Here is a 14,380-nt window from a genome sequence, read left to right as displayed (position 1 = left end):
GATGGACTTTGAAGATCCTGTTCCGTGTACTTGAGCGAACGCCGGGCGTCGACGACCCGGAGAGGTTCCTAAAGTTCTCGCTCGTCGGTTTCTCGGGAGTGTTCGTCAATCTCGGTCTCTTGTGGTTCCTCACGGAAATCGCCGGAGTCCACTATGTCATGTCGAACGTAATCGCCGTCGAGGTTTCAATAATATCGAACTTCGTCCTGAACGATTTATGGACGTGGAGAGACCGCAGAGACCCAGGTCTGTTGAACTTCTTGAAGCGTCTCGCGGCCTTCAACATCATCTGTGCCGGCGGTCTGGTGATCAACACGACAGTCCTATGGACGCTTACCGAAATTCTCCATATTTATTATATCACTTCGGCCCTTTTCGGTATCGCCGCCGCTACACTCTGGAATTACTGGATGAACAATAGGATGACCTGGGGTGTACTGATTGAGCGAGCACATGAGAGACGACGTGGAAAGAACCCCGGATGATCTGAGGGCGGTGCTCGCTTTAAGATTTGAGGATCTACCGAAATTATCATCTTATCGATTCATACTTACCACAGGTTCAGGTAGTAGTCACCACGTAGCTCACTACGCCTCGCTACTGTTCACTCACGAGCTGAATATCGCGACGGTATCGCATCCTGGGCGACTAGCGGCTTGGGCTGATGGAGCCGACCTCGCGGTCGTAGTTTCGATGTCCGGGGGTAAAGATTCTCACTCGATCGCCCGCGCTTTGGGTTGCGAAATCCTGGCTGTTACCTGTGAAGAGAACTCTCCACTGGCCGATCTCGCCGACTATCTGTTACTCCTCCCGACAGAGCGCGAGGAAGGTTTCCTCAACACCCGCACCATCGTGTCGGCTATGTTCGCATTATGCGCCTACGCCTCGGAACTCTCGAACGAAGACCTCGTGGATCCCGACGTCCCCGATAGGGTGGAACGCCACCTGAAGCGCGGCGTTCCGGAGGACATAATCCTCGAGATGCGAAACCGCGAGAAGGTTTTCTTCATCGGTGACAAGTACCTGTACGTCGCCGCGGAGCAGGCCGCATTGAAGTCGATCGAGGTAGGAGATGCCAACGCCTTCGCGACAACATCCGACGAGCTCTTCCATGGCAGGTTCTTCGGTGATCACTCCGAAAGGCTTTACTTGTGCCTGAACGAGAAGGGTGCGGATTTAATCGAGGAGCGATCGGGTGGCGAGACCACAGTCGTGCGACCCGACGACCTCGGGCTCGATGTTGACCCTGACGACCCGAACGCGCCCGTCGAAACCCTCCCCACACTGTATCTCCTTGTCGACGAGGCCTACGGTCCCGTGGACACCACGGAAGCACGAAGCTGGTGGAACCACGTGTAGCACGTTAGGGGAGATCGAACGTTGAACGTGGACGCGGTAGTACTCGCAGGAGGGTTCGGCACAAGACTGCGCCCCCTGACATGGGACACACCTAAACCCCTGGTTCCCATCCTAGGTAAGCCGCTTATCGAGTGGGTAATCCGCTCCTTACCCCGTGACGTCGTTCACGTTCACATCGCCGCCGGCTTCAGCTCCGATAAGCTCGAGCGGTACGTGGAGTCCAACCCCCTCCCCAGGAAGCTTCACCTGAAGGTAGAACCCAAGCCACTCGACACTGCCGGTGCGATCAAGTTCGCGTGCCGAGACTCCACGACTGACACCCTCGTTGCGTTCAACGGTGACATCGTCTCCTCGCTCGACGTACGTCAGATGTTGGAATTCCACCGCGAGCACGACGGTATCGCCACGATAGCCCTGTACCCCGTTCCCGAGGAAGAGGTTTCACGCTTCGGTGTAGTGGAATTGGACGACGACAACCGTATCCTAGACTTCGTCGAGAAACCCGAGCCGGACGAAGCCCCGTCGAACCTCATCAACGCGGGTGCTTATGTGCTCGACCGAGAGGTACTGGACTATATACCAGAAGGACGACCCGTCTCAATCGAACGTGAGATCTTTCCAAAGCTAGCCGAGGAGGGCTTACTGTACGGGTTCAGGTTCGACGGGTACTGGGTGGATGTGGGTCTACCAGAAACTTACCTAGAAGCACACCGCGTTTTGATGGAGCACGAGTGTTCCAGCAAGTCCGTAGTAGGAGCGCGGATCACCGACACTGAGTTCGAACCGCCAGTAGTCGCCGCACCTATGGCTGAGCTACGCTCCTCCGAAGTCGGACCGTACGTGTACGTGGGCGAGAGGACGGAGATCAACGGGTCCGTGATCGAGAACTCAGTCATCCTAGACGACGTCGAGATCATCGACTCCGAGGTACGAAACACCATCGTTGCCGAAGGGTGCAAGATCGAGAACGCACGTCTCGACGGGTGTGTGCTAGGTCATGATGCCGAGGCGCGTGGCTGCGACCTCAAGAGCGTCCGGGTGGCTCCCGGTAAGGAAGCCGAGCGGGACCTCGAGGGTGAGTGGGTGATCTGAACATGAAGATCGAAGCGGGCGAGGCGGTTAGAATCCTTGCCTATCTATTCTTCCTGTTCTTCGTCCTTCCCGTGCTGATCGCAGCCATCGTGATGACACTCGCCCCACTCATCGTATTATTTACGATGGTCCTCGCGTTCGTCCTGGTGTTCGCAAAGATACCTTGGACGCCACCAGAATTCAGCCTCGCGGCCGAAGCCGCACTACTCGCCCTCTACAGGATCACCGGAGAGAAGATACTAAAGGAAATAGCAGAGAACCTCGCGAAGCACAGAAAGAAGTCCTTAAAGCTCGACCGAGAGGACGAACTGGAAGAGGCACTACGGGAGGACGACACGAGTCGAGCCCTACGGATTTACGTCCAGGAAATCACAGAGAAAATCGTCGGAGGACCGATATATGCTGAGTCCAGAAACCGTAGTGACGGTTAACACGGTGATTACCAGCTTACCGTTTCTAGCAACCATTTACGTGGTCGTCAAGCGACCGGCAAGAACCCTCATTCAGCTGTACTCGTTCGGGTACCTTGCTCCCGTAGCGGTCCTAGTGTACGGGTTGGCGATACCCGTCCCAGGGAACTTGTACGCGTACTTCACCGGCGCCCCGATCTTCCTCGCATACGGAGTCACGGACGCACTGATAGTCCTGTACGCTCTCGGCTCCGCCCTCGCAGTGATCTTCGTCGGGATCGACCAGTGGGCCGACATCGCTTACTCAGCGTCGACCACGGTCGCTTGGCTCCTACGGACGTTAATAGACCCGATGCCATCGCGTCTAGCCGTTCTCTCAGGGGTTCTCATCACCACAACAATCAACGCCCTAGTCGCCTGGTACAAGTACCAAGCCTGGCCTATCGTACCACTACCGAGCGTGGCGTTACAATTCTCAGTCGCAGTAGCTTCGGTGGTGATGTTGGAGGTGACAGCATGGTGGGTACTAAACAAATTAAAGCCATCGCCGCAGGAGTGATCGCAACACTCGCACTGGTGAACTCTTACGCAGCCTCTATCCCGAGATACCAAATAGCAGAAGGGAAAGTTATTTATCCATATTTTGATAGACATGATCTCCTTAGAACACTCAAGTACCCCAGTGTTTTAGGACCTGCAGTTGATACCTATCTTCCAACACGAACTGTAGTGAACTGCAGACAAATAATGCTATATGGCCTGAAACGCGTAGGAGTGATCAGTATCGGTGCGCCTGTTACAATGTTGCCTACACTAAATTATGACAACTTAACGAGATCCTCTGATAACCCAATTGTTACCTACTATGGTATTTCATCAAATCCCATTTGTTTATCATTTCCTTGCATAGATGCCGTTAAAATTGAAAAAGATTTACTTCTAATTCCGACACGTAATAGCCTTGTAGTGGCAAAAGGGAGAGGTGAAGTAATTAAAGGTATCGGAGTAGTACTCGTACAAGGAAACTGGAACATAATCTGTATGCTGCCCGAGAACGCGTACTCGGGTGTATTTACATGGAAATCAGAATTACGACCATTTTGGCTATTGTAACGATAATCATTCTTAATTTTATAGTAGAATATGAAGCGCCGGATTTAGGCAAGCATATTATCTACTTAGATTTAGCAATACAATCACTTAAAGCATATCTGATAGAAAAATATGGATTAAGTGGCTCTGATTGGGATCCGTATTCATATTTAGGACGACCACCATTAGCTAACTACCCCATATTACCATTCATGGTGCCAGTAGCAATCCATAAATTTTTGGTAAAGGATATCTTTCTAGCAACTTGCATTGGAGAAGAACTTTTACGATTAGCTCCGATAATCGTGTGGATCATACTGCAAATACTTAATCTCAACTCCGCCGAAGCAACTGTCGCATTACTAGCATATTTAGCGCTATACCCTATCGCAATTCTTTACGAAGTCAAATACATAAGAATAGCCACTACGATGTCTTATTCACTAGCAGCGATAGCTGTCATCATATGGAACTCAAAATTAAAAGATTCAATCAAGAGAATGTTTAGTTTCGTACTGTGGACAACTTCATTATATTCAAATTTTATTTATTCTATTCCTCCCCTGATAGTGGCTGGAATTCTAGACAGCCCCATTTTCTTCCTACCTATAATAGTGACTTTTCCAGTATTATTATTCGCTAGTAGTGTAGGTAAGTTAGAATTCGATAATTTGCCTGAATCTACAACGATGGGTTTTTCAATATTTGACGTGTATGATATCGTACTAGCGACTATAGTCGTAACTTCAATAACATTTCTATCACTATCCCTGCTTAATATTTCACGCAAGAAGAAGTTTGTAATTGGAACAATAGGATTAATTCCGTTATTTGGATTAGTAGTATTTCTATCACCTAAAGTTCATTATACCATATTAGGTATATCAAAGACATTAACACAACTTGATATGTACAGAATGCCACTAATAACGTGTACGCTCGTAATTATAGTCCTCCCTAAAATATTCTCTAAGATAAAATTGTCTACCACAACATATTCTGCAATATTTTCCCTTATTAGCGTAGGTATCATATTAAAAGTTGTAAGTTCCACACCAATGATCCCAATTATTGTTGAATACGAGTTCTCCTCACCTACAATCGTTTCGCATGATTACAGAACATCCAATACCAATTTAGGATTATTCTCATTAGCATGCCCATTAAGCACATTATCCAAACATCCAACATACATTTTGGGAGGCGCATTTTACCAAGGATGCTCCGAAGTGAACTCACGAATATTATCTTCTATTTTATTTCTCAATAGCGGCGGCAGAGAATGTTGTGAACAACTAGCACATCCAGGTCAGTGTCAACTTTTTGATGAGGATATCGCACGCAAAGTTTTGACTCTCTTACCGCTAACAAGTGTAGATTATGGAGCCGATATCAAGACTATTAGAAGCTACTCCGATATCGTTGGATTCACTTTCAGTCAAAAACCAACACTGTCATTGTGGGATGTAATTCCAATAACAAGTGTCAAAGTGATATATGTGGGATCATACACTAATTATAGCTTTTTGTGGCTCAACTTAGTTAGAAGTGCTCCCACCGGGTACTTTCCGATGATACCGATGATACGACCGTATAATGTAGAACGTGGGCAATCATTACCCGCTGAGCAAATACCGTGGTCGGGAGATATACTCGTAGTAGACTCGGAGGCACTGGGCTATCCTGAAACTGAGAAGCTGGCAAAAGAGGCGAAAGAAGTGATAGTAGTCTATTCCAGTAGGGCTTTCGACGCTGGACCACCGTCGAAGGTAGTACGGCGACTGAAAAGGATAACACACCACATTCACGTTCTAGGCCCCGTACACCACTCACTACACTCTCCGATAGTCAAGAGACTGGCCAGAGAGTCGTGCGTGAAGCTCAGCCCAATTCATGACGCTTTACACCGGGTGTCAAACGATAAGTACGTGTTGGATTCGCGAGGTCATCGATTCGTGGTTGTTCCTTGGGCTTGGGCTCCGTTCTGGGCGGTAGACGGTCGGGAGGGTCAAACTTGTCCCGTCGGCCCATACATGCTCGTCAAAACCGACGGAAAACTCACTACACTACACTACGTAGCATGGGAACGACACCAAAGCAAGGCTTACGCACTCTCACTTCTCCTCCTACTCACCTCGATAACGGCCATCACAATACTCAGAAAGGCCAAGATCGTAGAAATAGGAGCGGAAGGTCGGTTGTAAGTGGCCTTACCATCAACCACCAGCAGTCCTCGCTTGCTGGTAGCCCTAAACCACCACCTGTCATATATTTGGCCCACTGGGCCATGGCCACGTATGCTACGAGGAGTCGTGAGATGAGGTTCCCCCACGCTGCTGTGCGGACGCAGGGTCTTAACGAGCTCGAGAGACTCCGCAGAGAGTTCGGCCCATCTTGGCGGAGACGATACCAGCACCAGCTTTACACTCGGCTGAATGAGGATCGGCGATGTCGGGAACGGGGGAGACAGTGCCCTAGGATCTCCCAACCGGCACCCCAACAGGGATGCCGGAGCTAGATGATGTTCGAACGGTATCGGCGCGTTCCAGACGGGCTCACCTGCCGATATCGTCTTAACGCATTCAGTGAACCAGGGGTCAGGCGATATTATGTACTTCATACCTGATCCTATCGAAATTTCTTTTGATACGGTAAATTTCGGATGTGAAACTTCACTGAGGGTGAATATGAATAATATTGCCATAATTACCGATACTATTAATCTGAGACTTCTAACATTCTCAAATTTGAATAATAACCATCGGTCAATATATTTTATACCCAAAGTAGAAATTATTACTAGTGGAGTAATTGAAGCTGTAGGTATTGCGTATAAGCATATTTGCACTATGGACAGAACAATCGAACTTATGCCTACGCGCTTCCAATTATATGTGGAACCGATATTTTTAATTACTAACGACACACCAAATGTTATTAAGGTTGATAGCAATGTCGCTTTAGTGATCAATAAAGCCGTAATCAGTGACGGAGCTGCTCTCGATTCGGTCCCTAACAGTGCTAATATAATGTCCGCTAGACATGCACTAGACACCATCAATACAGCTAGGGATGGATTTTTTCTACTTACTTCTATGCAGAATGCTATATCGGGAATTCCGACAGATCCAATAGCTCTACGTAGTGGACAGTTACTAATTACTCCCAAAATATATACAGCAACAAGTGGTAGAAGTGGGCTAGGAATTACCAACCCAACGGTTGTAGATCCGAGCGCTACAAGGGTACGTAGAAGTTTACTAACACCTTTAGATACTAGGATTAACATTGACAATCCTAGTATTAACAGTAGGAGGCTTACTCTCCCGAAAGCGTAGAACATGTAATAAGGCGTCGGTGCTAAGGGCCTGCCACCACCAAGATAAGGATCCCATTCGGGTAATTCTCCGAAGCGCATGCTGTTGGAAGAAGCTTTAAGGGATGAGATGGAAATAACGGAAAGATAAGGCACTGTAGGAAAATCTTTCGGGACCACGATAGCGGTTATTATAGTGAGTAAGGCCAGTACGGCCATCTCCACATTATGTCCGCGTAAGACGTCCAGGTTAGCACGTTGAGTGGCTCCCATTTGATCGTTATCCCCTTAGGAGCGTATATTGATATGGTGTTAACTTTTAGTTCCTTTGCGGATACGGAAACTACAGAGACCGCAGTTGTAGATGATATCTTACCAGGTGTTACTGACATGCTATATGGCATTATTATAGCTACATTCTGACAAGAGACGTTGTTCGGATATCTGGTGGCTTTACCATCTACAATGAATACTGGTGGAAAGAATTTGAAAGCATTTGGTTCTAGTAGAATTTTGCATGGGGTATTTACTTTGATCTCGTATTGGTCAACATAAATACGAGGATTTGCATTAAGTACAATTACTTTAAAAGGTGCTTTGATACTCATTTTGCTTATCTGAATTAGATTACCTGTCACAGTTACGTAGGGTGAAGTGATTCTAGGAGGTATCAGTGGAACTAAGATTTTTCTGTAGTCTTTCCTCCCAAACTTAAATTCAAAATATTTAACATTTCCATAAGAATATGCATAAACTTTAACGTGACCGGGTTGCAAGTCGGCACCTGTTTGACATGGAACACGTTTTACTTTCATAACGATAAAATCACCACACCTGGGACATAGTGTGGCACAAACCCAATCATGAAATGTTACCTTCATGCCTACGAGAGCAATTAATGCTGTCACTATCAACATCTTAGTTATTCCGATCCATCGCACCGTCCGCGGCATTAGTACGCCCCCGGCAAGGGAGATGTTACAGGAAGTAGTGATCATACTGGTAATGTCGCTGATAGTAGTCCTTGTTGTAATATCCAAGAGGCTTTGAGTTCCTGTGTCCATCCTGTGGCGGTGGGTTTGGCAGTGCAGGCGCATAAAACATTCCTGGCGGGCGAGACGGGCTCGTAGTACTGGTTTTTAACAATATGGGTAATATGGACGTTATTTACGGATGCTGATACAGGGGGAGCTCCCGCGCCCCCTCTATCCGTGTTACTGCATCTTGCTTTGATACGTCAATCACCCAATCTCCTTCAGATGCCAACTTTTTAACCCCCGTCTCGTGACCCGCAGCCACCGGTCCTGAGAGCTCGTATCAACCGCTGTAGTCACAGGCATAGTATTATATTATTGTGGTGGTGAGGCTCGTCGCGTTACGTTCGAAGGAGCGGTGAACCAGTAAACGCCCACGCTCAACTCGGCTGATTACTCTGCGCATCCTGAACTGCGACGGTACTTCCGGAGTTCCTATCACGGTTCCTATCATGCCTGAAGTAATGCGCGCCCAGTAGTGCCTTAGAAGCGTCCGGAAGTAGTCGAAGTGGTCCGAGAGAGACTAGTCTTAGAGTGTTCGATCGTCGACGTCATCCACTCTGATTCCTTATGCCAGATGTCTCGTCAAAACCGGCGGGAAACCCACCGTACTATATTACGTGTGATTTTGAGGTCCGTACTCGAGTGTAGCGTACTTGGTACATCCTTAACATATACTCCGACATTCCCCGGACGTAAATCGTCCCAGGTGCGGCATGATGCGCATTCGACACTACTAAATAGTCCTTGTTCGTGGGATTGAGTGTGGCAACTACCCACCCGTGAAACAATGCTTTCACGCTCATTACTGCGATTAGTCCGATAGCCATCTCCTTCACCCAGGGCACCTTGGTTGGACGTTGTGGGTCTGACGACAATCCTCAGCCCCATGAAGAGACGAAACGCCACTCGCACCGGGCACCCATGGTCTCATTATATCAACTTTCCGAAGCGTCCGAAACGTGAACGCTGCTGCCTTTCCCTTCGCCGTGGGCAATAAAACATTCCCCCGATGAAAAGCTCATGAGCTTGAATTGGGGTTACCAATCCCCACTCACGGTGAACAGTCTAATATCGTGTCTTCCCTCACACTATCCACGCACACAACCCGTGCCCGGAGGATCGACTCATTCCGCACGTTCGCCCCAGTTAGATGACTAAGGGTCGAAAAGTTGCGTCAGAGACCCCGCACGCAGGCAACGCCGAACTCATCCGTCGGTTTTATTAAGCCGGTCTGAGCGGTCAGGAGCGGGTTCACGTGCCCGAGACTCCGGATAAGGTTTTGATCATCGGATCCGGACCGATCGTCGTGGGTCAGGCGGCGGAGTTCGACTACTCGGGTTCTCAGGCGTGTAAGGCTCTCAGGGAGGAAGGAGTTGAAGTAGTTCTCGTGAACAGCAATCCGGCGACGATCATGACGGACCCGAACATGGCGGACCGAGTGTACCTGGAACCGTTGGACGCCCAGGTCGTGGCGAAGATCATAGAGGAGGAGAGGCCCGATGGAATCCTTCCCACGCTCGGGGGCCAGACTGGTCTCAATATCGCGGTCGAGCTCGACGAGATGGGCGTTTTAGAAGAGTACGACGTAGAGGTACTAGGGACGCCAGTGGAGACGATCGTACGGGCCGAAGATCGGGACGAGTTCCGCGCGTTCATGGAGAAGATCGGAGAGCCCGTCTGTACGAGCGAGGCTGTTTCCTCGGTGGAAGAGGCTAAGGAAGTAGCGGAGGAAATCGGTTACCCGGTGGTGGTGCGGCCCGCCTACACTCTGGGCGGTACGGGCGGCGGGATCGCGGAGGATGAGGAAGAGCTGAAGATGGTAGTGGAGCGGGGCCTCGAGTACAGCCGGGTGAACCAGGTACTGATAGAGGAGTACGTAGGTGGCTGGGCCGAGATAGAGTACGAGGTAATGAGGGACGGATCGGGTAACTGCATAACGGTGTGCAGTATGGAGAACGTGGATCCGATGGGGGTGCATACCGGCGAGTCGATCGTAGTCGCGCCCGCTCAAACGCTAACAGAAGAGGAGCATCAGACGCTCCGCAGCGCGGCGTTACACATCATCGACGCGCTAGGTGTTGAGGGCGGTTGTAACATCCAGTTCGCACTGAACCGGGAGACGGGCGAGTATCGGGTGATCGAGGTGAATCCGAGGGTGAGCCGATCGTCGGCGCTAGCGTCCAAGGCCACTGGGTACCCGATAGCGCGGATCGCGGCGAAGATAGCGATCGGGCTGAGACTGGACGAGATCGAGAACCAGGTTACCGGGGAGACGTACGCGGCGTTCGAGCCGGCTCTAGACTACGTGGTTGTGAAGATCCCACGGTGGCCGTTCGATAAGTTCCCGGAGGCGAACCGGACGCTTGGAACGGAGATGAAGTCCGTGGGCGAGGTGATGGCCATAGGGCGAACGTTCGAGGAGGCGCTTCAGAAGGCGATCCGATCGTTGGAGATCGGAGAGCCCGGCCTGGGACCTTCACCGGAGGAGCTGAAGGCGAATCCGGATGAGATCCGCCGTAAGATCGAGACGCCGAACGACCGCCGTATCTTCTACGTCTACGCCGCGCTTAAGCGCGGTCTGATGAGCGTGGAAGAGATCTCGGAGCTCTCCGGAATCGACCCGTGGTTCGTGGAGAAGGTGAAGCGGATCGTCGAGATGGAGCGCGAGATAGTACGAAGGAGGGAGGAGTTGCTCGAACTCATCCGGACCGGAGAGGCGGATGAGGAGACCGTGGAGTTCATTCGGGAGATCAAGCGGACGGGTTTCTCGGACGAGCAGATAGCAGAGCTGCTCGAGGTGGACGAGGACGAGGTTCGGGAGGCTCGGCTGGGCATCGGTGTGGAGGCCACGTATAAACTGGTGGATACGTGCGCCGCGGAGTTCGCCGCGGTCTCGCCGTACTTCTACTCGACGTACGAGGAGGAGTGCGAAGCGCTGCGGTACGATTAGACCGGGGGAACAGCATCAGGCCGTCTAAATTCGAGGCAGTAGTCATTTCGCTCCTTGTCACGATAGCCAGTCTTTCACCCGCCATCCCTGAACTTTGGGGAAAACACGCTGTCGTTATGGACCTAGCCGTGCAAGCACATAAAGTGTACTTGCTCGGGACGAGAGGACTAGCCAGGGGAGACTGGGACCCCTATTCGTACACCGGTAGGCCTCCGATGATCGACTACCCGATACTCCCTTTCCTACCCGCGGTGCTCTTCTACCGGTGGTTCGGGGATCCCTATCTCGCGTGCACGCTGGTTGACGGCATCTATCGCTCACTACCGTGCTGGATATGGTCGATACTCAAAGTCGGGGAAATGACTACACCCAAGGCTGATGCGGCCATGATGGTGTACGCTGCCAGCGTGCCCTTCCAGGTTGTAGAGATCTTCTCTACACGAGTGGCCACGACGTTTTCGCTGGGGACAGCTGGTGCGGCACTGATCCTATGGAGGTGTGGGAGGAACGTTCTCCGCGGTCTACCGGCACTGTGGTTGTGGGTGTTATCGCTTCTGGGGAACCCACTGTACGTCCTCCCGGCCCTTCTACTGGAGTCTATATTTATGTGGGAGAGAAGGTTTCTATTGGCGCTCTTACCGATGATGCCGATAGCGGCGCTATCCACGTACTTCCTGACGTCGGCCTTCACGTGGATACCACCCGCGTGGACGCGGGCGTCCCCGTGGGAACATTGGGTGGCTCCCGGGCTGGGGATGTTGTGTGTTGTTTTCGCGGCGAGTCGGGGCGGTGGATCGGTACTCCCGGTGCTACCGTGGCCGATCTTGTGGTACACGGAGGCGATCATCGGGCCGGTATGGCCGTTATCTCAGCTGGACCCGTGGAGGGTGCTGTTGACTGCAATACTCTCGTCGATGGTCGTCGTCGAGCGTTACGAGCGACTTCGACGGATCGCCTACCTCGGCTCGGGTCTCTCTGCGGTAGGATTCCCTGTTCTAGCCCTGACGGTATCGTTCCAGCCCATACAGGTACACTGGGAATCAGCCGGAACGGCGAATTGGAGGGTATTAGTAACCGGCGATAACGGGTTCGAGGCCCTGTCACCGGAGTTCTCCGGAAAACCCGTTTACTCGATAGCCGGAGCGTTCTATCAGGGGGCATCGGAACCGCAGTTGCAATCGCTAATTCCGGCCCTGGTGCTGGCGAACAATCCGTCCGCGTGTTCATACCCGTACGTAAACCGCTGGGAGTTCTCGAAGGCTATGGAAGTTACCAGGAGGAGGCTCGACACGTACCTGCGGACCCTTCCGATCGGATACGTAGATATTAGAGGTACCGTCGTCCGGAAATCGATGGGAATTGATCACATTAACTGGCGCGGGAGACCCGAGTTGACGCTGAACGACGCAGTACCGGTGGAGCGGTTCAAGGTGCTTTACGTGGGATCATTCAGCCTGTACGGTATCTTGTGGATGAAATTAGCGAGTGCCTTGGGACGGCCGCCGATAGTGCCGGTAGTGTATCCCTGGGCCGTAAGGTTGGGACAGGAGCTCGATCCCAGCGAATTACCTTGGACAGGGGACGTACTCGTGGTCGATAAAATAGGGTGGAGAGAGGCGGTGAGACTGGGGCTGGTCAAGCGGGCGAAGGTCGTAATTAAGGTTTCAGGCGACACTCTCCCGTGGCCTCGGGGTTCCGATGTTGACGAGGTGAGCGCGAGGCTTGTGAAGTACATAGACGTCGTTAAGGGGCTGTGCGATAGTGCGCTGAGGATCGACTCGGACGAGATCGAAGTCCGAACTCCTGAAAGGGCCGAGTTCGTGCTTATACCATGGGGATGGGCCCCGTTTTGGGCGGTGAACGGACGTGAAGGACTAGTATGTCCTGTAGGTCCCTACATGCTGGTGAAGACGGACGGAAAGCCTGCGATCGTCCACTACGTGGGTTGGGAACGGTATCAAAGTCGAGCGTACTTAGCGAGCTGCATGCTAGTAGTGTTGGTTTCAGTGGCCTGGGTAGTCGGTCGGAAACCTTTATAATCAAGCATAAAGGGTGCAGGTTCGGGAGCGCCGCGGCAGCTCAGCCTGGTTAGAGCGCCGGCCTGTGGAGCCGGTGGCCCCGGGTTCAAATCCCGGCCGCGGCCCCAGTTCGAATCGTTATGGAATTAATAACGATAAGGTTGTGGGGAGTCAGTCGAAGTCGATGTCGAAGTCAAACAAGTCGTCGGTGTCGAGATCGAAAATATCGTCGAGTAGTCCACCCTCCTCCGACGGTTCCTCGTACTCCTCGTATCCTTCTTCCCCGTAATCCTCGCTTCCACCGACACCTTGATTACTTCTGACACCGGCGCAGCGGATCATCCGTTCCAACCGTCTGATCCTCTCATCGTACGGTGCCACTAGAACTTCCCCATAGCCATGCGCTTCGAGTAGGAACTCCTCCCCATGCTCCCGTCCGAGTAAGAAATCTAACGTACTTCCCTTCCAAGTCGCGGAGAACGTCAAATCACCGCTCCAAGCTATCAAACACTCGGGATCGACATATACAGGATCTCCATCCACCTTGACGGTCACGGGATCGCATTCCGAGGTTACCACGATCTTGCAGGGGCCTTCGAACCCAATATCGATGAGCCCTGTGCTGAGCACGCTCGCATCGAGTTGAGCCGCCACGTCTGCCGGAGCGGTCGTGAAGAGCAGCCGGTCCTGGTTAACGGTGAGGTGTTCACCCTCCGGCACCTCCAGTACACGGACCTTACCACCGTCACCTGCATACAACACGCCCGACCCATCGACTCTCACAAAGTACCGTTTCATACCGAGCATTTTCGCCTTAAGCACCTTTTCTAAGAGGCCCATGATCCCTCCAGAAGATCGGATCGGTTTAGTCGCAGAGAAATCCAGGTTGCCCTGGGCCGCGATGATACTGTCGTTCTTGAAGTACACCGGACCTCGGATGAGTTCCACTTCAATGACCTCATCCCGCACTTCTCGCACTTCAGCCTCACCGGACTCTTCACCTTCTCCCCCGAGCAACGAATCCAACAGTCCCAGCGTCGGGCACCCCCTCATTGCATCAGCGTCACACAACTTCAAAAGAGCCGATCCTAGCCGAACCCTGTCGG

General features: G+C 51.6%; 13 protein-coding genes and 1 tRNA gene. 10 read left to right on the top strand and 4 right to left on the bottom strand.

Translation table 11 applies throughout. The features are described from left to right. Nucleotides 1-8: 8 nt before the first annotated feature. The 4 genes from BW921_RS06290 to BW921_RS06275 are packed head-to-tail and all read left to right on the top strand — an operon-like array spanning nucleotide 9 to nucleotide 2,882. Nucleotides 9-485, top strand: coding sequence for a GtrA family protein (locus BW921_RS06290; RefSeq protein WP_148689030.1), 477 nt, complete (start codon nucleotides 9-11; stop codon nucleotides 483-485). Beyond that, nucleotides 442-1,359 (top strand): SIS domain-containing protein, encoded by a 918-nt coding sequence (locus BW921_RS06285; RefSeq protein WP_148689029.1) that lies wholly within the window; start codon nucleotides 442-444, stop codon nucleotides 1,357-1,359. The genes BW921_RS06290 and BW921_RS06285 overlap by 44 nt, the downstream gene beginning before the upstream one ends. Nucleotides 1,360-1,386: 27 nt before the next feature. Beyond that, entirely contained in the window at nucleotides 1,387-2,451 is a 1,065-nt protein-coding gene (locus tag BW921_RS06280) for a sugar phosphate nucleotidyltransferase (protein ID WP_236953822.1), read from the top strand. 2 nt (nucleotides 2,452-2,453) lie between these two features. Further along, nucleotides 2,454-2,882, top strand: coding sequence for a hypothetical protein (locus BW921_RS06275; RefSeq protein ID WP_148689027.1), 429 nt, complete (start codon nucleotides 2,454-2,456; stop codon nucleotides 2,880-2,882). 72 nt (nucleotides 2,883-2,954) lie between these two features. Here BW921_RS06275 and BW921_RS08075 read toward each other — a convergent pair whose 3' ends face one another. Both BW921_RS08075 and BW921_RS08070 read right to left on the bottom strand, forming a co-directional pair. Further along, nucleotides 2,955-3,158, bottom strand: coding sequence for a hypothetical protein (locus BW921_RS08075; RefSeq protein WP_157666095.1), 204 nt, complete (start codon nucleotides 3,156-3,158; stop codon nucleotides 2,955-2,957). A gap of 3 nt (nucleotides 3,159-3,161) precedes the next feature. Further along, complete coding sequence (locus BW921_RS08070) at nucleotides 3,162-3,395, bottom strand: hypothetical protein (protein WP_157666094.1); 234 nt, start codon at nucleotides 3,393-3,395, stop codon at nucleotides 3,162-3,164. Here BW921_RS08070 and BW921_RS07810 point away from each other — a divergent pair. From BW921_RS07810 to BW921_RS07905, 3 genes are all read left to right on the top strand, one after another. Beyond that, complete coding sequence (locus tag BW921_RS07810; RefSeq protein ID WP_168168817.1) at nucleotides 3,378-3,974, top strand: hypothetical protein; 597 nt, start codon at nucleotides 3,378-3,380, stop codon at nucleotides 3,972-3,974. The genes BW921_RS08070 and BW921_RS07810 overlap by 18 nt on opposite strands. After that, nucleotides 3,938-6,157, top strand: a complete 2,220-nt coding sequence (locus tag BW921_RS07805) for a hypothetical protein (protein ID WP_168168816.1) — start codon at nucleotides 3,938-3,940, stop codon at nucleotides 6,155-6,157. Before BW921_RS07810 ends, BW921_RS07805 begins: the two co-directional genes overlap by 37 nt. 405 nt (nucleotides 6,158-6,562) lie before the next feature. Beyond that, nucleotides 6,563-7,291 (top strand): hypothetical protein, encoded by a 729-nt coding sequence (locus BW921_RS07905; protein WP_210400445.1) that lies wholly within the window; start codon nucleotides 6,563-6,565, stop codon nucleotides 7,289-7,291. A gap of 169 nt (nucleotides 7,292-7,460) precedes the next feature. Here the strand turns inward: BW921_RS07905 and BW921_RS06260 are convergent, their stop codons facing one another. Then, entirely contained in the window at nucleotides 7,461-8,186 is a 726-nt protein-coding gene (locus BW921_RS06260) for a hypothetical protein (RefSeq protein WP_168168815.1), read from the bottom strand. A gap of 1,375 nt (nucleotides 8,187-9,561) precedes the next feature. Here BW921_RS06260 and carB point away from each other — a divergent pair. The 3 genes from carB to BW921_RS06240 all read left to right on the top strand — a co-directional run bounded on the left by carB (nucleotide 9,562) and on the right by BW921_RS06240 (nucleotide 13,402). Further along, entirely contained in the window at nucleotides 9,562-11,256 is a 1,695-nt protein-coding gene (gene carB, locus BW921_RS06250; protein WP_148689022.1) for a carbamoyl-phosphate synthase large subunit, read from the top strand. A gap of 116 nt (nucleotides 11,257-11,372) precedes the next feature. Next, nucleotides 11,373-13,295 carry a hypothetical protein gene (locus BW921_RS06245; protein ID WP_148689021.1) on the top strand — a complete coding sequence of 641 codons (1,923 nt, stop codon included), beginning with the start codon at nucleotides 11,373-11,375 and terminating at the stop codon, nucleotides 13,293-13,295. A gap of 29 nt (nucleotides 13,296-13,324) precedes the next feature. Continuing rightward, nucleotides 13,325-13,402, top strand: a tRNA-His gene (locus BW921_RS06240). A gap of 43 nt (nucleotides 13,403-13,445) precedes the next feature. Here the strand turns inward: BW921_RS06240 and BW921_RS06235 are convergent. Continuing rightward, nucleotides 13,446-14,351: an AIM24 family protein gene (locus BW921_RS06235; protein ID WP_168168814.1), complete on the bottom strand. Its 906-nt coding sequence runs from the start codon at nucleotides 14,349-14,351 to the stop codon at nucleotides 13,446-13,448. Nucleotides 14,352-14,380 lie beyond the last annotated feature (29 nt).

It is taken from the genome of Methanopyrus sp. SNP6, from assembly GCF_002201895.1.
Lineage (GTDB): Archaea > JAADCQ01 > Methanopyri > Methanopyrales > Methanopyraceae > Methanopyrus.
This window is presented reverse-complemented; position numbering and strand designations above follow the sequence as displayed.